At 70.6% G+C, this 17257-nt stretch carries 16 protein-coding genes; 10 read left to right on the top strand and 6 right to left on the bottom strand.

Annotation, left to right across the window (positions count from 1 at the left end; translation table 11 throughout):
* Nucleotides 1–238: 238 nt before the first annotated feature.
* The 4 genes from ACRXBZ_RS25895 to ACRXBZ_RS25910 form a co-directional block, all read right to left on the bottom strand.
* Nucleotides 239–1147 (bottom strand): TAXI family TRAP transporter solute-binding subunit, encoded by a 909-nt coding sequence (locus ACRXBZ_RS25895; protein WP_433881294.1) that lies wholly within the window; start codon nt 1145–1147, stop codon nt 239–241.
* Nucleotides 1147–2520 carry a sensor histidine kinase gene (locus tag ACRXBZ_RS25900; RefSeq protein ID WP_433881295.1) on the bottom strand — a complete coding sequence of 458 codons (1374 nt, stop codon included), beginning with the start codon at nt 2518–2520 and terminating at the stop codon, nt 1147–1149. The genes ACRXBZ_RS25895 and ACRXBZ_RS25900 overlap by 1 nt, the downstream gene beginning before the upstream one ends.
* Nucleotides 2521–2669: 149 nt before the next feature.
* Nucleotides 2670–3326, bottom strand: coding sequence for a response regulator transcription factor (locus tag ACRXBZ_RS25905; protein WP_168586816.1), 657 nt, complete (start codon nt 3324–3326; stop codon nt 2670–2672).
* Between the two features lie 44 nt (nt 3327–3370).
* Complete coding sequence (locus ACRXBZ_RS25910) at nt 3371–4681, bottom strand: MFS transporter (RefSeq protein WP_433881296.1); 1311 nt, start codon at nt 4679–4681, stop codon at nt 3371–3373.
* A gap of 200 nt (nt 4682–4881) precedes the next feature.
* Here ACRXBZ_RS25910 and ACRXBZ_RS25915 point away from each other — a divergent pair, with 200 nt between their 5' ends.
* The 4 genes from ACRXBZ_RS25915 (at nt 4882) to ACRXBZ_RS25930 (ending at nt 8016) form a co-directional block, all read left to right on the top strand.
* Complete coding sequence (locus tag ACRXBZ_RS25915; protein ID WP_433881297.1) at nt 4882–5913, top strand: P1 family peptidase; 1032 nt, start codon at nt 4882–4884, stop codon at nt 5911–5913.
* A gap of 97 nt (nt 5914–6010) precedes the next feature.
* On the top strand, nt 6011–6466 hold the full coding sequence (locus ACRXBZ_RS25920; protein ID WP_305852035.1) for a M67 family metallopeptidase: 456 nt from the start codon (nt 6011–6013) through the stop codon (nt 6464–6466).
* Between the two features lie 69 nt (nt 6467–6535).
* The gene (locus ACRXBZ_RS25925; protein WP_168586820.1) at nt 6536–6814 is read left to right on the top strand and encodes a MoaD family protein; all 279 of its coding nucleotides are present in this window, start codon (nt 6536–6538) and stop codon (nt 6812–6814) included.
* 251 nt (nt 6815–7065) lie between these two features.
* Nucleotides 7066–8016 carry a PLP-dependent cysteine synthase family protein gene (locus ACRXBZ_RS25930; RefSeq protein WP_168586821.1) on the top strand — a complete coding sequence of 317 codons (951 nt, stop codon included), beginning with the start codon at nt 7066–7068 and terminating at the stop codon, nt 8014–8016.
* A gap of 118 nt (nt 8017–8134) precedes the next feature.
* Here the strand turns inward: ACRXBZ_RS25930 and ACRXBZ_RS25935 are convergent, their stop codons facing one another.
* Nucleotides 8135–8959 (bottom strand): SMP-30/gluconolactonase/LRE family protein, encoded by an 825-nt coding sequence (locus ACRXBZ_RS25935; protein WP_433881298.1) that lies wholly within the window; start codon nt 8957–8959, stop codon nt 8135–8137.
* A gap of 186 nt (nt 8960–9145) precedes the next feature.
* Between ACRXBZ_RS25935 and ACRXBZ_RS25940 the strand changes: the two genes are divergently transcribed.
* The 6 genes from ACRXBZ_RS25940 to rdgB all read left to right on the top strand — a co-directional run bounded on the left by ACRXBZ_RS25940 (nt 9146) and on the right by rdgB (nt 13541).
* The gene (locus ACRXBZ_RS25940; RefSeq protein WP_433883972.1) at nt 9146–9742 is read left to right on the top strand and encodes a rhomboid family intramembrane serine protease; all 597 of its coding nucleotides are present in this window, start codon (nt 9146–9148) and stop codon (nt 9740–9742) included.
* A complete protein-coding gene (gene murI, locus ACRXBZ_RS25945) occupies nt 9739–10554 on the top strand; it encodes a glutamate racemase (protein WP_433881299.1) in 816 nt (271 codons plus the stop codon). The genes ACRXBZ_RS25940 and murI overlap by 4 nt, the downstream gene beginning before the upstream one ends.
* The gene (locus ACRXBZ_RS25950) at nt 10551–11321 is read left to right on the top strand and encodes an MBL fold metallo-hydrolase (RefSeq protein WP_433881300.1); all 771 of its coding nucleotides are present in this window, start codon (nt 10551–10553) and stop codon (nt 11319–11321) included. Before murI ends, ACRXBZ_RS25950 begins: the two co-directional genes overlap by 4 nt.
* Before the next feature lie 63 nt (nt 11322–11384).
* Entirely contained in the window at nt 11385–11822 is a 438-nt protein-coding gene (locus tag ACRXBZ_RS25955) for a GNAT family N-acetyltransferase (RefSeq protein ID WP_433881301.1), read from the top strand.
* Nucleotides 11823–12183: 361 nt separating this feature from the next.
* Nucleotides 12184–12939 (top strand): ribonuclease PH, encoded by a 756-nt coding sequence (gene rph, locus ACRXBZ_RS25960; RefSeq protein ID WP_168586826.1) that lies wholly within the window; start codon nt 12184–12186, stop codon nt 12937–12939.
* Nucleotides 12936–13541, top strand: a complete 606-nt coding sequence (rdgB, locus tag ACRXBZ_RS25965) for an RdgB/HAM1 family non-canonical purine NTP pyrophosphatase (RefSeq protein ID WP_433881302.1) — start codon at nt 12936–12938, stop codon at nt 13539–13541. Before rph ends, rdgB begins: the two co-directional genes overlap by 4 nt.
* Before the next feature lie 230 nt (nt 13542–13771).
* On the opposite strand, the gene ACRXBZ_RS25970 is transcribed toward rdgB, so the two are convergent.
* Nucleotides 13772–16960, bottom strand: coding sequence for an NACHT domain-containing protein (locus ACRXBZ_RS25970; RefSeq protein WP_433881303.1), 3189 nt, complete (start codon nt 16958–16960; stop codon nt 13772–13774).
* Nucleotides 16961–17257 lie beyond the last annotated feature (297 nt).

Below are 17257 nucleotides of genomic sequence, written 5' to 3' on the forward strand. Positions count from 1 at the left end.
GCCGTCCTCGCCAGAAAACCTCTCAGAACCCGCCGGTGGTCGTCTTGGCAAGGTGAATGCAAGCGGCTGCGCCGCTTCCAAAGGCGCGGACGGCATTCGCCGACAGGCTCTCAAATTGCGGGCGGAGCGAACGGACTGTTCACGCCGATAGAGACGGCACGAACGGTCCGTTCGCTCCTTCCGCTCGACGTGGGCGCTACCCGCGCCGCCACGCAAAACGAGTTTGGAACACCTGCATTCAGCCGTGGAGGTCGCGGTAGGCGCGTTCGGCGCCGGGGTGCAGCGGTACCGCGCCGGTACCGATCAGGTTGCGGACGTCCAGGAACTGGGTGCCCACCGTTTCCTGCGGGACCAGGAACGGCGCGCGGAGCACCAGGATCCGGACCACCGCTTCGGCCAGGTCCACGGGAAGTTCCGGGGTGCAAGCCAGGATGTTGGGCACCCCGACCGTGGGGACTCCGGCGGTGTGCCGGTAAGCGCGGGGCGGCACCACGACCGGCTCGCACATCGGACCGCAGCCGGCCGCCGTCGTCTCCAGCGGCAGCAGGCGGATACCGACCCGGTCGTCGAGCGTCTTGAGCACCGGCGTCGGCAGGCCGCCGGACCACAGCAGCGCGTCGATCCGCCTGCGCTCCAACGCCGCGATCGCGTCTTCGAGCGGCAGCGCTTCGCTGTGCACCCCGCGGTGCTTCGTGAGCAGGTGGGCCCCGAGCATCGCGGTACCGGACTTCGGGGCACCGATCGAAACCCTGCGTCCGGCCAGCTCATCGATGCTGTGCACGGGGCTGTCGGCCAGCACGACCAGTTGCGTGTAGTTCTCGTAAACCCGACCCAAGGCGCGCAGCGGAATCCGCGGGCCGAGGTCGCCGTTCTGCGCCGCCGCGGCGGTGTGGGAGAGCACCATGCCGAGATCGGCCTGCCCGTCGCGCAACAATTCGACGTTCGCGACGCTGCCCTGGCTGCTCGACACCGTCAGCCGCAGGCCCGGCACGGTTGCCGGCACCTCGGCGGCCAGCTGCCTGGCGAAAGCGGTGTAGAACCCGCCGGGCTCGCCGGCGGCGATGCGGAGCGTTCGCTCGGGCGTCTGCCCGGTGCAGGCGCTGAGCAGCCCGGTGCCGGCGAGCGCGAGCAGGGTTCGGCGGCGCATCACGCGTCCTCCCGAGACGGCAGTTCCAGTCGAACCGACAGGCCGTGCGGCTGGGCGGGTTCGATGCGCAGCGAGCCACCGCGAGCCGTCACCAGGCGGTCGGCGATCGCCAGCCCGAGCCCGGAACCGCGACTGCCGCGATGCCGCCCGGCGCGCCAGAAGCGCCGCGCGGCGAGGGATATCTCCTTGCCGGACAGCCCCGGGCCGGTGTCGCTGACGGTGAGCGCGCAGCTGCCGGGGCCGGCCTCGCAGGTCACCGACACGGTCGCCCCCTGTCCGGCGTACTTGATGGCGTTGTCCAGCAGGATGTCGAGGACTTGGGCGAGGTCGTCCGCCGGGAGGTCCGCCTCGGCTGGGTCCAGCCGGGCCTCTGCTAACCGGATCCCGGCCGCCTCGGCGGCGGATCGCCACGCCTCGATCCGGTCGGCCACCACGATGTCCGCCTCGCAGGGTTCCACTGCGGACTCCGCGGGTTCGCGGTCGGCGGTGGCCAGGTCCAGCAGCCGGTCCAGCAGCGACTCCAAGCGGTCCACCTCGTCCAGCGTCGACCGGTAGGTCTGGGTACCTTCCGGCATGATCCGCCGTTCCAGCGCGTCGACCCGCAGGCGCAGCGCGGCCATCGGGTTGCGCAGCTGGTGCGACGCGTCCGCGACGAGCCGCCGCTGCTGCTCCTCGGCGTCCGCGACCGCCTCCGACATCCGGTTGAACGACACCGCCAGTCCCCGCAGCTCCGGCGGGCCGGCGTCCTCCGGCACCCGCGAGCGGCGCGAACCGGCGCCCACCGCCCGCACCCCGGCCCGCAGCTCCGCCAGCGGCCGCAGGATCCACCGGCCCAGCACCAGCGCCAGCACCCCGCACACCGCCAGCGCGCTCAGCGCGCCCGCCGCGATCAGCGCCCACCGCCCGGCGATGTCCTGCGTCGCGTGCTGCACCGAGGCGCGCAGGACGATCGCACCGGTCACTCGCATGCCGTCGCCGACCGGCCGGTACCGCACCAGCTCCCCCCCGGACCACGGCCGGAGCCACGGCACCGGCCCCGCCAGCTCGTTACGCAGCGCCTTGTCGATCGAATCGGCCACCTCGGCGGCGCGCATCCCGCCGGTTTCCACCACCGGCGCGCGGTTCGCGTCGACCACCACGAGAGGCTCGCCGTAGAGCTCGGTGTAGCGGCCGGCCTCGGCGATCAGCTGGGTGGTGTCGCCGGCGCTGAAGGCGTGGTCGGCGAGCGCGGCGAACCGGTCCAGGTCGGCGGTGCGGGCCAGCACCAGCTGCTGCGTCCGCTCCGCGGCGGTGGCGCGCAGCAGCGGAGCGGCGAACCCGGCGACCGCGAGGACCGAGAAGGTAAGCAGCACCAACAACAGTCGCTTGCGCATCAGCCCCCACGCCGTCCAGGAGATTCCACTTGGTCAACCGTACTTTCCGTGCCGACTGGACCGAGCGGCGGTTTCCGCAGGTCCGGGCCGTGAGTCTGTTGGGTCGCCATCGCTGCCCAAAAGTCTCACGGCCCTTGTGAGCAGCGGTTTCAGTCCCCGAAGCGGTAGCCGAATCCGCGGATCGTCACCAGCAGTTCGGGGCGGGCGAGTTTGGCGCGCAGCTGCGCGATGTGCACGTCCAGGGATCGGGAGACCGCCAGGTAGGCGTCGCCCCAGACCTCGTCCATCAGGCGTTGCCTGCTGACCGCGCTGCCCGCCTCGCCCGCCAGCACCGCGAGCACGTCGAACTCCTTCGGCGTCAGCTCCACATCGCGGCCGTCGACCCGCACCCGGCGGGTCCGCAGTTCGACGTAAACGTCGCCGACCTGGACCTCGTCGGCGGCCGCGCCCGGCAGGCGAGCGCGCCGGGCCACCGCCTCGATCCGGGCCAGCAGCTCCGCCATCCGCACCGGCTTGACCAGGTAGTCGTCCGCGCCGGAGCGCAGGCCGCGGACGATCATGCGCTCCTCGCCGCGGGCGGTCAGCACCACCACCGGGATCGGCCCGATCCGGCGGAGCTTCCGCAGCACGTCGAGGCCGTCGGCGTCCGGCAGGCCCAGGTCGAGCAGCACCAGGTCGTGCTCCCGGTGGCGGGTCAGCGCGTCGGCGCCGCGGGACACCCGGGTGGGCCGGTGGCCGTGCGCGGCGAGGACTTCGACGAGCGCGTTCGCCACGCCGTCGTCGTCCTCGACGAGAAGCACGCGCACCGGCCACCTCCGAAACCCCGCTCAGAGTACGGCCATGCGCCGGGTCACCGGTCGAGGTGGGAGTCCTTCGAGGTCTCGCGCATCCGCAGGTACACCAGGAGCGAGATCAGCACGCAGCCCGAGACGTACCAGAAGTACGCCTGCTCGACGCCAGACTGCTTCAGCCACAGCGCGAGGGGCTCCGACCAGCCGCCGAAGATCGCCACCGTCAGCGCGTACGGCAGGCCGACGCCGAGCGCGCGGATGTTGGCCGGGAACAGTTCTGCCTTCACGATCGCGTTGATCGAGGTGTAGCCGGTGACGATCACCAGACCGGCCAACATCAGCCCGAACGCAGCCACCGGGTTCTTGGTCGAGCCGAGCAGCGTCATGATCGGCACGGTCAGCACGGTGCCACCGACCCCGAAGGCCAGCAGCAGCGAGCGGCGGCCGATGCGGTCCGACAGCGCGCCCGCCAGCGGCTGCAGGCACAGGAACACCAGCAGCGCCAGGAAGTTGATCCAGGCGACGGTGCCCTTCTCGATGCCCGAGGTGGCCACCATGTACTTCTGCAGGTACGTCGTGTAGGTGTAGAACGCCACGGTGCCGCCGAGGGTCAGCCCGACGACGAGCAGGCACTCCTTGGGGTACTGCAGCAGCGCCTTCAAGGTGCCGCGCGACTCGGTGCCACCCGCGGCGGCCTTGTAGCTATCGGTTTCGTCCATGCCCCGGCGCAGCCACATCACGATCACCGCTCCGATCGCGCCGATCACGAACGGGATCCGCCAGCCCCACGACTCCATCTGGTCATTGCTGAGCACCTGGAGCAGCACGATCTGCACGCCCAGCGCGGTGAGCTGTCCGGCGACGAGCGTCACGTACTGGAAGCTGGAGTAGAAGCCGCGCTTGCCCGCGGAGGCGACCTCGGACAGGTACGTCGCCGACGTCGCGTACTCGCCGCCGACGGAGAGTCCCTGCACCAACCGGGCGAGCACCAGCAGCAGCGGGGCGGCGAGGCCGATGGTGTTGTAGCCCGGGGTCAGCGCGATCAGCAGCGAGCCGCAGGCCATCAGCGTCACCGAGAAGGTCAGCGCGGCACGGCGGCCGAAGCGGTCCGCGTAGCGGCCGAGCAGCCAGCCGCCGAGGGGGCGCATCAGGAACCCGACGGCGAACACGGCCGCGGTGTTGAGCAGTTGGGCGGTCAGGTCGCCCTTCGGGAAGAACGCCGCCGCGAAGTACACGCTGAACGCGGTGTAGGCGTACCAGTCGTACCACTCGATCAAGTTGCCGATCGAGCCGCGAATGACGTTGGCGACCACCCTGCGCTCGCCGCCGGAGCGAGCCGCATCGTCGCGGCTGTGCACCTCAGTTGACATCCATCCTCCTCATAGTGAACGGACTCACAGTGCGGACGCGGCGGGGCGACAACAAGAACGGCGGCGCTTCCTTTACGTCTGGTTAACGTGATGCCAGCGTGAATGACGACGATGTGCGGTTGGTACGTGCCTCGTGAGTACTTTTGGGCTGTCACGGTTGCCCGAAACACCCACGACCCTGGAAGGGGGGAGCCTGCCGGATGACCCGGTCGGGAGCGCTCGATGCGATCGTCGACGTCGACGGTGTGCGGGTCGGGCACGAGCAGCGGCTCGACGAGCACTGGGCGACCGGCACCAGCGTGGTCCTGGTGCCGGACGGGGCGACGGCGGCGGTGGACGTCCGCGGCGGCGGCCCGGGAACCAGGGAAACGGACGTGCTCGAACCGAGCCACCTGGTGCAGAAGGTGCACGGCATCGTCCTCAGCGGCGGCAGCGCCTACGGCCTCGCGGCGGCCGACGGGGTGATGCGCTGGCTCGGCGATCGGGGGCACGGCGTGCGGGTCGGTCCCGACCCGAAGCACGTGGTCCCGGTGGTGCCGGGCGCGGTGATCTTCGACGTCCCGATGGGCGACTGGGGCAACCGGCCCGACGCCGGCTTCGGCCACCGGGCCTGCGAGAACGCGAGCCGCACCGAGACCCGGAAGGGCAACGTCGGCGCGGGCACCGGCGCCGTGGTCGGGACCGTCAAGGGCGGCATCGGCACGGCCAGCGCCGTGCTGGACGACGGCACCACAGTCGGCGCCCTGGTGGCGGTCAACGCCGCGGGGTCGGCGATCGACCCGGACACCGGGCTGCCGTGGATCCCGACGCCCGGGCTCCGCGCGCCCGACCCCGCCGAGGTCGAGGCGGGTCGGCGGCTGTTCGGCAAGCGCCCGGGCCGGCACGGCCCGATCGACCGGCCGCTCAACACCACGATCGGCGTGGTCGCCACCGACCTGGAGCTGTCCAAGGCCGAATGCCGGCGGCTCGCGGTCGCCGCGCAGGACGGGCTGGCCCGCGCGGTCCGGCCCGCGCACCTGCTGGTCGACGGCGACACGATGTTCGCGCTGGCCACCGGCACCGGGGCCGCCCTGCCCGCGCCGGGGGAGCAGGACTGGGCGGCGCGGCTGGACGCGGTGTGCGCGCTCGCCGCGGATGTCGTGGCGTGGGCGATCGTGCGCGGCGTGCTGGCCGCGGAACCGGTCGGTGAGGTGACTTCCTACACGCGGCTCTACCCCTCGGCGCGGGAATGAATCATCGTGTACCTGCGTTTCGGCCGACGAAGCCGCACCGGTGCAAGAATTTTCCACATCGTGGGAGACCGGTGCCTCACCTACTAGGATGGTTGCTGTGCTGGTGATCCGACGCGACCTGGTCGATGCGATGGTCGCGCATGCCCGACGGGACCACCCGGACGAGGCGTGCGGCGTGATTGCCGGCCCGGAAGGGTCGGACCGCCCGACGCGCCTGATCGAGATGATCAACGCCGAGCGCTCGCCCACCTTCTACCGGTTCGACTCCGGTGAACAGCTGAAGGTGTGGCGCGAGATGGACGCAGGCGGCGAGGAACCGGTGGTCATCTACCACTCGCACACCTCGACCGAGGCCTACCCATCGCGCACCGACGTCTCCTACGCCTCGGAGCCCAACGCGCACTACGTGCTCGTGTCTACCCGGGACCCGAAGACCCATGAGCTGCGTTCCTACCGGATCCTCGACGGTCAGGTGACCGAAGAGCCGGTGGAGGTCGTGGAGTCGTACATGTTCGCCCACACCGGTGCCGACGAGGTTCCAGACCTCGACTGAGCCGCGGCTCGCCCACCCGTGTTCGCGTCCCGTTCCCAACGAAAGTCCTTCGTGGACAGGAGGTTCCCCATGGCAATCAACGTTTCAATCCCGACCATCCTGCGCACCCACACCGGTGGCCAGAAGTCCGTCGAGGCCTCGGGCAACACGGTTGCCGAGGTGATCAACGACCTCGACACCAACTTCAACGGCCTGAAGGACCGCCTGGTCAAGGAAGGCAATCTGCACCGCTTCGTCAACGTCTACGTCAACGACGAGGACGTCCGCTTCGCCGGCGGTCTGGAAGCCAAGGTCGCCGACGGCGACAGCGTCACGATCCTGCCCGCCGTCGCCGGCGGCATGCGCTAAGCGCCCTCCGCGGACCCGCTCCGCGAAGCGGTGCCGGTGGCGGAACCTCAGACGCCTTCTCGATTCCGGGCCCCGGTGCATGCCGGATACGTGGTGCTGGGTCTGTCCTCGCGAGAGGACGTCTGAGAATCCGCGGCGGTGCCGATCGCGAGGTTGGCCAAGCGTCGCTTGGAAAACTGCGCCGCTTGGAAACAGCCGCTTGAAAAACAGAAGACATCCTCTGCAGGTAGAGGGCAAGGAGGAGGCGCACCGTGGCTCGTTACGACTCGTTGCTGGACGCGCTCGGTGACACCCCGCTGGTGGGGTTGCCGCACCTGTCGCCGGCACCGGACGTCCGGCTGTGGGCAAAGCTGGAGGACCGCAACCCGACCGGTTCGATCAAGGACCGGGCGGCGCTGGCCATGATCGAGGCGGCCGAGAAGGAAGGCCGGCTCACCCACGGCTGCACGATCCTGGAGCCGACCTCCGGCAACACCGGGATCTCGCTGGCCATGGCCGCCAAGCTCAAGGGCTACGGCCTGGTCTGCGTGATGCCGGAGAACACCTCGGAGGAGCGCCGGCAGCTGCTGCAGGCCTACGGGGCGCGGATCATCTCCTCGCCCGCGGCTGGTGGGTCGAACCAGGCGGTCGCGGTGGCCAAGGAACTGGCCCAGCAGAACCCGGACTGGGTGATGCTCTACCAGTACGGCAACCCGGCTAACGCCGACGCGCACTTCCGCACGACCGGCCCGGAGATCTTGCGGGACCTGCCGACCGTCACGCACTTCGTGGCCGGGCTGGGCACCACCGGCACCCTGGTCGGGGTGGGCCGCTACCTGCGCCAGCAGAAGCCGGGTGTGCAGGTGGTGGCGGCCGAACCGCGCTACGGCGAGCTGGTCTACGGCCTGCGCAACCTCGACGAGGGGTTCGTGCCGGAGCTGTACGACCCGGACGTGCTGACCCGCCGGTTCTCCGTCGGCTCCTACGACGCGTTGCGCCGGACCCGCCAGCTGCTGGAGAGCGAAGGCATCTTCGCAGGCATCTCCACCGGCGGCGTGCTGCACGCGGCGCTGACCATCGCGGAGAAAGCGGCGGCGGACGGTGAGTCGGCCGACATCGCGTTCATCGTGGCGGACGCGGGCTGGAAGTACCTGTCGACGGGTGCCTACAGCGGCACCATCGACGAGGCGGCCCAACGCCTCGAAGGCCAACTCTGGGCGTGACCCGCCTCCGGCGACACCGAGCGCTGACGCCTGAAGGGCACCTCCCGGTCCGCAATTTCAATGGAAATCAGACCTCTGATTTCCATTGAAATTGCGGTGAACGAGGTCGGCGGGGGCTTCAGCCGGTGAAGGAGTAGGGGCGGTTTCCGGTGCCGATGTTGGGGAGGACCAGCAGGGCTCCGTCCGCTTCGGTCGGGTCCAGTAGGCCGTCGCGGGCCGTGGTGACGTACAGGTCCGTCAGGTCCGGGCCGCCGAAGCAGCAGTCCGTCGGGCATCGGGCCGGCAGCGGGATCGTCTGCTCCAGCTCGCCTTCCGCGGTGTAGCAGCGGATTTCGCCCCGGTCGCGCACCGCGAACCAGACCCGGCCCGCGTCGTCGATGCACAGCCCGCCCGGTTCGCCATCGACGTCGACGAGCGCCCGGCGGTTGCCGGCCGCACCGGCGACGAGGTCGAAGTCCAGCACGTCGATGCGCCGCGCCGCGCCGTCCGACAGGTACATCCGGGTGTCGTCCGGGCTCCAACCGATGCCGTATCCGGCGACCAGGCCCGGCACCGCGATGTTCGCCGCGCCGTCCGCGGTCACGCGGGCCAGCCAGCCGCCTTCGCCCACCGTCGTCGCCCACAACCGGCCCTTGCGGTCGATCATGGTCGCTCCGGCCCGGATGTCGTCGCGGGCCCAGTAGACCAGCCACGTGCGGTGCGCACCGCCGGCGTCGAACAGGGCGATGCCTTCGGCCAGGTGCAGCAGCAGCCCGCCGCGGCTGCGCGGTTTCGCAGCGCCGACCTGCTGCGGCAGCCCCATCACGTGATCGGTGTGCCCGGGGACGTAGCGGTGCGCGGTGTGGGCGGGCGCATCGGTCCAGAGCAGCGTGTCGGTGCCGACGTCCCAGGTTGGTGCCTGTCCGGACCGAGCCTCCGCCGGTACCGCGATGTCGACCTGCACGGGTCACCTTTCCGGGTAAGAAGCACAACGATCGGGAACCTTACCGGGGAAGCCGATGTTGATCATGGTTCGCCCCGAATGAAGTGCTGACGGAGGCGAAACTCAGGGTCATCCCGGAGACCAGCGGGGTCTCCGCCGCGTAGCCTCATTGGTGTGAACCGACTGCCTGAACGCCGCCGGGCGCGAGTGATGCCCCAGAATCCGCTGCGCGCCGCGGTGGGCATGCTGGTCGCCGTCGCGGTGCTCTACGGCATCGAGCTCTTCGACGTCGCCGACCCCGCGGCGGATCTCGAGGCCAACGGCATCGCGCCGCGCGACGTCAGTGGCCTGGACGGCATCCTGTGGGCGCCGCTGCTGCACGCCGGCTGGGGGCACCTGTGGGCCAACACGCTGCCGCTGGTGGTGCTCGGCTGGTTGGTACTGGCCGGTGGGCTGCGGCAGTTCGTCGCGGTGACCGCGACGGTCTGGATCGTCGGCGGCGTCGGCACCTGGCTGATCGGGGCGCCCGGCGTGCACGTAGGCGCGTCCGGGGTGATCTTCGGCTGGATGGTGTTCCTGCTGCTGCGCGGCTTCTTCCAGCGCAGCTTCGCGCAGATCCTGGTCGCTGTCGTGCTGTTCTTCTACTGGGGCGGCATGTTGTGGGGAGTGCTGCCCGGCCAGGTCGGGATCTCCTGGGAGGGGCACCTGTTCGGCGCGCTGGGCGGGGTGCTCGCGGCCTGGCTGGTGGCGCGCAGCACGCGCGGGCAGGCCGCAGGATCTGAGACTGGCAAACTGGCCGGGTGACTGACGCACCGATCGGGATCTTCGACTCCGGCGTCGGCGGGCTGACCGTGACCCGCGCGATCATGGACCAACTGCCTGCCGAAAGGCTGCACTATGTCGGCGACACGGCCAACGCGCCGTACGGTCCGATGCCGCTGGCGGAGATCCGCGCCCGAACCCTCGCGATCACCGACTCGCTGGTGGACGAGGGCGTGAAGATGCTGGTGCTCGCCTGCAACTCCGCGTCGGCGGCGTGCCTGCGCGACGCCCGGGAGCGCTACCGGATCCCGGTGGTCGAAGTGGTCCTGCCGGCGGCGCGGCGAGCGGTGGCGACCACCCGCAACGGGCGGATCGGCGTGATCGGCACCAAGGCCACCATCACGTCCCGCGCCTACGACGACGCTTTCAACGTCGCCCCGGGCATCACGGTCACCACGGTGGCATGCCCGCGCTTCGTGGACTTCGTCGAGCGCGGCATCACCAGCGGCCGCCAGATCCTGGGCCTGGCGCAGAGCTACCTGGACCCGCTGCAGCAGGCCGACGTCGACACCCTGGTGCTCGGCTGCACGCACTACCCGATGCTCACCGGGGTGCTGCAGCTCGCGATGGGTGATCAGGTGACGCTTGTCTCCAGCGCGGAGGAGACGGCCAAGGACGTGCTGCGGGTGCTCACCGAGAACGACCTGCTCGCAGCCCCGGAAGCGGTGCCCGAGCACGAGTTCCGCGCCACCGGCGCACCGGACCGGTTTGCCCGGATGGCGGCCCGGTTCCTCGGCCCGGCACTTGTGGCCGATGCCGTTCGGCCGCTGACCGTGTCAAGCTCGATCGCATGAAGCTGACGATCCTCGGTTGTTCCGGCAGCTTTCCCGGCCCTGATTCGCCGTCGTCCGGGTACCTGCTGGAGTCCGGCGGCACGCGAATCGCGCTCGACCTCGGCAACGGCACGCTCGGCGCGATGCAGCGGTTCATCGACCCGTTCCAGCTCGACGCGGTGTTTCTCAGCCACCTGCACCCCGATCACTGCGCGGATTTCGGTGCGCTGGCGGTGCTGCGCCGCTACCACCCGAAGCCCCCGTACGACGCGACCGAGCGCCCGTTGCCGGTGATCGCTCCCGAGAACGCGCCGGAGCGGCTCGCCGCCCTCTACGCGCCGAACGCCGCCGAGCTCGCCCAGACCGATCTGTCGGATGTGTTCGAGTTCGTCCCGATTTCCGCGGAGCCGGTGCGCATCGGGCCGTTCGAGGTGCAGGCGGTGCCGATGGCGCACCTGTGCCCGGCGTGGGGTTTTCGCGTGGCGGCCGAGGGCAAGGTGCTGGCCTACACCGGCGATACCGGGCCGTGCCAGCAGCTGATCGAACTCGCCGCGGACGCCGACGCGCTGCTGTCGGAGGCGTCCTGGGCGGACTTCCCGGACGCGCCGGACGGCGTGCACCTGTCCGGGCGCCAAGCGGCGGAGGTGGCGAAGACGGCCCGGGCCCGTCGCCTGCTGCTCACGCACATCGTGCCGTGGGCGGATCGCGACGCGATCCTCGCCGAGGCGAAGGCCGCCTTCGACGGCCCCGCCGAGCTCGTCGTCGCCGACCGAATGTACGACATCTGACGGATATTCGGCTGCGTCGCGACGCCTCCGCTGCGACAGTCGGCCGTCGTGGACGATCACCTCGTGCTCCGGCGTGCCGGTGACGCCGATGCGCTCGACATGGCCGACGTGTGGCTGCGTTCCGTCGCCGCAGCGCTGCCGACCGTGCGCCGCGCGCACGGCGATGACGTGGTGCGGAGCTGGTTCTCGCGCGTCGTCGTGCCGCAACGCGAATGCTGGGTGGCCGTCGACGCGGGCTCGGTTGTTGGGCTCCTGGTGCTCGACGGCGCGGAGCTGGACCAGCTCTACCTCGAACCGTTGTGGCGCGGCCGTGGCCTGGGTGGCAGGTTCGTGGACCTGGCCAAGCGGCGCCGACCCGGCGGACTGGACCTGTGGACGTTCCAGGTCAACGCCCCGGCGCAGCGGTTCTACGAGCGGCATGGCTTCGTCGAGGTCGAACGGACCGAGGGGCGGCGAAACGAGGAACGAGAACCGGACATCCGGTACGCCTGGCGACCGTAGAGCTGGCGCGCGGAATGGCGCCCCCACCTGGGAGCGGCGATTTCGCGCGAAATCGCCACTCGCCACGCGTGCCAGGCGGCGATTTCGCGCGAAATCGCCATCCCGCGCGCGGCGTTCCGCGCGCGGCGTCTCACGTTCGGCGTCTCGCGCGCCGTCTTACGCGCCGTCTTACGCGCGCCATCCCACGCGCCATCCCACGCGCCATCCCACGCGCCATCCCACGCGCGGCGTTCCGCGTGCGGCGTTCCGCGTGCGGCGTCCTGCGCGCGGCGTCTCGCGCCGACGCGGCGTGCCCGGTTCGTCCGGCCGGGTGCCAGGGGTGGTCGGCGGGGCGGGGACAGGGCGGGCTTAGGGTTGGGGCGTGGCACGAGCTGACGGGCGGAGCGACGACGCGCTCCGAGAGGTGCGGATCACCCGCGGATACCAGGACTGGCCGGCCGGGTCGGTGCTGGTGGAATTCGGCAAGACCCGGGTGTTGTGCGCGGCCAGCGTCCAGGATGGCGTGCCGCGCTGGCGGACCGGTTCCGGGCTGGGTTGGGTGACCGCCGAGTACGCGATGCTGCCGTCCTCGACGAACACCCGCAGCGCCCGCGAGTCGGTGAAGGGCCGCATCGGCGGTCGCACCCACGAGATCAGCCGGCTGATCGGCCGCTCGCTGCGGGCCTGCATCGACATGGCGGCGCTGGGCGAGAACACCATCACGCTGGACTGCGACGTGATCCAGGCCGACGGCGGCACCCGCACCGCCGCGATCACCGGCGCCTACGTGGCGCTGGCGGACGCGGTGACGTGGCTGGGCGCGGCCGGTCGGCTGTCCGACCCGAAGCCGCTGTCCTGCTCGGTCGCCGCGGTCAGCGTCGGCGTGGTGGATGGCCGGGTGCGGCTGGACCTGCCCTACGAGGAAGACTCCCGCGCCGAGGTCGACATGAACGTGGTGGCCACCGACCACGGCACCCTGGTGGAGGTGCAGGGCACCGGCGAGGGCGCCACCTACACGCGGTCCACGATGGACAAGATGATCGACTTCGCGCTGGACGGCTGCGCCAAGCTCGCCCAGCTGCAGGCCGCGGCGCTTGCCGAGCCCTACCCGGGCGAGCTGCCGGGGAGCGCCGCATGACCCGCGTCCTGCTGGCCACCCGCAACCAGAAGAAGCTGGTGGAACTGCGCCGAATCCTGGAAGCCGAGGGCGTGACGGGCGTGGAGGTCGTCGGCCTAGCCGACGTCCCGGACTTCCCGGAAGCCCCGGAAACGGGAGCGACGTTCGAGGAGAACGCGGTGGCGAAGGCCGCCGACGCGGCGAAGGCCACCGGCCTGCCCGCGGTCGCCGACGACTCGGGCATCGCGGTCGACGCGCTGGGCGGCATGCCGGGCGTCCTGTCGGCCCGCTGGTCCGGCAAGCACGGCGATGACCAGGCGAACCTGGACCTCCTGCTGGGCCAGCTCGCGGACGTCCCCGACGAGCGCCGCGGCGCGGCATTCGTCTCGGCGTCGGCGCTGGTGCTGCCGGACGGTATGGAAACCGTGGTGCGTGGCGAATGGCGAGGAACGGTGATCCGGGAGGAGCGCGGAGCCAACGGCTTCGGCTACGACCCGGTCTTCGTCCCGGAAGGCGAAACCCGAACCAGCGCAGAGCTCTCCCCGGAGGAGAAGGACGCCGACTCCCACCGGGGCCGAGCGCTCCGGCTGCTTCTCCCAGCGCTGCGCAAACTGGCGGCCTAGTCGGCCTGCGCCTCAGCGCCTGTTGGTGAATGGTCTGGGTGGGTGGTCGCTTAGCGGAACCTGAGCGGTTCCCTGGACTGCGGGTGCCCCTCCTGATGTATGTCCAATACGCGGCGGAGGGGCCGTCCTCGCCAGGAAACCGCTCAGAACCCGCCGATGGTCGTCTTGGCAAGGTGGCTGCAAGCGGCTGCGCCGCTTCCAAGGCGCGGACGGCATTCGCCGACAGGCTCTCAGACCCGGTGGACGGTGCCGGGCCTCAGCAGCGGGATGCCCTTGACCCGGTCCTTCGCGCCCACGACCACCCGGATGTCGCGTCCAGCCAGCGGTGACAGGTCGAGGCCGGGGCGGGCGCCGCGGAGGTTCACGGTGCGCAGGCGCGGCATCCGCCGCAAGGCGTCCAAGCTGGTCAACGACGGGCAGTCGATGATCTCCAGGCGTCGGAGGTCCGGCAGCGCGCCCAGCGCCGCGAGGTCGGTGAGCCAGCATCTGTTGAACAGGACCCGCCGCAGCTCGGGAAACGACTCGTAGGTGCGGTCGAAGACGTCGGCGGTCGCGCAGTCGTGGATGTGCAGTTCTCGCAGCCGGGGCAGCGCGCTCAGGTCCGCCAGGAAGCCGATCTTGCGCGGGTTCTGCAGGCTGAGCACCTCCAGGTCGGCGCTGCTGGTGATGGGCGCGTAGTCGCTTATCTCCTGTAGTTCGAAAAGCCACAGCTCCCGCAGCCGCGGCAGGTTGTCCAGGAAGTCCAGCCGGTCCGGGCCGGGGCGCTGCGCGAAGAAGAGGTGCCGGAGCCCGGGTAGTTCGCGGAGGACGTCGTGGTCGCGCCAGCTCGTCGAGTTGCTCAGCAGCAGGTAGGTCAGCTCAGGGTGGTCGCGTAGCGGGCGCAGCGATGCGGGGGCGCGGCTGTATGCGTTGATCGCGGAGATCCGGATGTCGCGCGGGAGGAAGTCCAGGTCGCTGATCTCCTCCCGGATCCGCAGCGAAACCCGTTGCAAGGCCGTGACTTTCGGCAGGTGCGGCAGTTGATCCAGGTTGCGCACCGTGAGGTGGCCGTCGTTGAGCGGGGCATGCGCGAGCACCCGCTCGGCGAACACCTGCGGCTCGAACAGCTCCCAAGCCGCCGCGAGCTCGTCCTGCACCTCGCCGCGCGGGTCCACCGCGTACTCGGCGAGCCGCTCCACCGCTGCCGGGCCGTTGATCAGCGCAGCCGTGCGCACGCACGCCACCGCCTGCGCCGCGGACAGCTCGCCGGTCCGTTCGGGCAGGTAGCACAGCAGGGCCTCGCCCACGGTCGCCAGTGACTGGCTCTCCCGGGTGTTGCGCGGCGGAACCAGGCTGCCGATCGCCGCCTCCAGCCGCTCCACCACGGACAACGGAAGGTCGTCGAGGGATTCCTGGCAGGTGGCGACCAGCAGCAGCAGGCGGCGGCGCTGCTTCACGTTCGACTGCTCGGCGCGGTCGAGCAGGCCGGTCAGGAGGTCCGCGCGGCGCGGCCGGGTCAGTAAACCCGCCGCCATGATCACGGTCTCCCGCCACTGGTCGGAGTGTGCGTTGTCCACCAGCAGCGGGACGTGCTCCTCCGCGGCTATCTCGCGCGCCGCGAGGAACTCCTGGAACGTCCGGTGCACGAAGTCGATGCGACCCTCGGCGGGTTCGCGGACGACCCCGCTGCGTTCCACCAGGTAGGCCAGGCAGTCCTCGGCCCGGCAGGTCACCCCGGGCATGGTCGGCAGCTTCCGCTCGATGCGGCGCAAGGCGTTGTCGCGGTCGATCTCCGCGCGGCCGTTGAGATTCAGCCAGAACGCCAGGTCCTGCAGCACCACCAGCTTCTGCGCGTAGGTCAGGTCGATCTCGTGCCGGATGCCGCGCAGCGATTCCCGCCGGATCAGCAGCATCTCTAGCGCCGCCTCGTAGAGGTTCTTGCGATCGCGAGGCAGGTCGCCGCCGCGATCGAGGTTCAACGCGCACAACATCGCGCACAGCAGCGGGCTACGTGCCAGGTTGCGCAGGTGCGGACGGGCATCGAGCTTCGCGATCAGGCTGCGGTGGTGGGCCCGGACCTCGGCCCGGTCGAAGGGCAGGGCGTCGACCTCGGAGTCGATCAGGGCCTGGTGCCAGCGCCGCAGGAACTCGTGGACGTCCGAAGCGGTCATGTGCTCCAGATCGACTGCGGTGAAAGCTTCGGCGCGCAGCCACGCGGTGCTGGCCGCGGCAGGTCGTGCGGTCACCACGACGGCAGTGTCGGGGTAGCTCTGCAGCACGTTGCCGAGCCAGTCGCGGACCCGGCCGCGTTCGTCCTCCACGAGCTCGTCCACGCCGTCGGCCAGCAGCAGCACCTCACCAGCGATCAGCCGGCGGTGCATCCAGTCGGCCGGAACCGGACCGACCAGCGGGCTCAGCGGCTCGGACAGGAACTCCTCCGGGCGCGGCAGCGGGCGGTCGGCGTAGCCGCGGAGCTTGATCAGCACCGGCACGCGGCCGTTCCACTTCTGCAGCGCACCGGTGAAGCCGTTGCGCGCCGACTGCACGGCGATCCAGCGCAGCAGGGTGCTCTTGCCCGAACCGGCCTCGCCGCGCACCAGCGTGCGTTCGGCCCTGCTCAGCGCGGATTCGACCCGCATCGACTCGTTGCGGTGCTTGTGCTGCGCGGACCACGGGTCGTTGCGGTGGCGCCCCTCGTCGACGCTGAGGCTGAGGTAGGCCACGGAAAGCCGGGTCTTGGGGCGGAAGTTCCGGATGCTGACGCCGATCAGCTCCAAGTCGTCGTTGTGCTTGGCGACGAGGTCGAGGTAGCGGGCGCGGAACTGCTCGTCGTGGTCGGCCCCGGCGGGCGCGTCCAGGCTGGTGACCGGTAATCGCTCCAGGACCCGGTCGATGCCGGACAGGACGTCGGATGCGCGTCGCAGGGTCTCCTCGGCCAGGCGGGAGTCGTATTCGGGCAGCTCGCGGACCAGGTGCACCAGCTGCACGCAGCTCTGGTCCAGGGCACGGTCGAACAGCGCCCGCGCGCCCGCGCCGAGCCCGGCGCGGGCGGGTGCGTCGAGCACCTGATCGCGGACCTGCTTGGCGAGCGAGATCGGATGCAGGTCCGCGCCGAAGAGCACGGCGTCGGACAGGTCTGACTCCGCGAGGGCGTCCACGACCGCGTCGAGGGCGGCGAGGCGTTCGCCGTCCGCCAGGTTGGCGAATTCCCGCGTGCACAGCTCTTCCAGCTGTTCCCCGGCGAGCTCACCGACCTCCTCCAGCTTGCGGCGCAGTGCGCGGCGGTCCCGCTCGCGCAGCCCGCCGAAGCGCTGCGCGATCAGATCGGTGAGCTCCGCGCCTCGACGGTTCTCGGTCTTCCTCCTGGTCAGCCAGGCCGTGGCGACGTGCTTGACGACGGTCCCGCCGACCCGCAGGAACGCTGTTTCGAGTCCGGACACGCCAACCCCCTCAGGCAGACTCCGCTGTCGATCTTCTCGGGATCGCTTGCTCCGGACAAATACGCTGGTCGGTCCTCAGGTCTCCGCGTGACTGGCTGCCCTGGAAGCCGCTGGAGAAGGGGCTGGGAGCCGGACTTCCGCGCGCGGGGCGGGTGGTATGGCTCGGCTAGTCGTTGCGGTGGGCGCGGGGCGTGACGAAAGGTCGTGATCGGAAAACTCTCGGTAATTCAATACGGGGCAATTCCATTCAATTCGGATTTATTGCCCCCATGCGATATCCCGCCGCTCTTGTCTTGT

Source organism: Saccharopolyspora hattusasensis, from assembly GCF_050972075.1.
GTDB classification, from domain to species: Bacteria; Actinomycetota; Actinomycetes; order Mycobacteriales; family Pseudonocardiaceae; genus Saccharopolyspora; species Saccharopolyspora hattusasensis.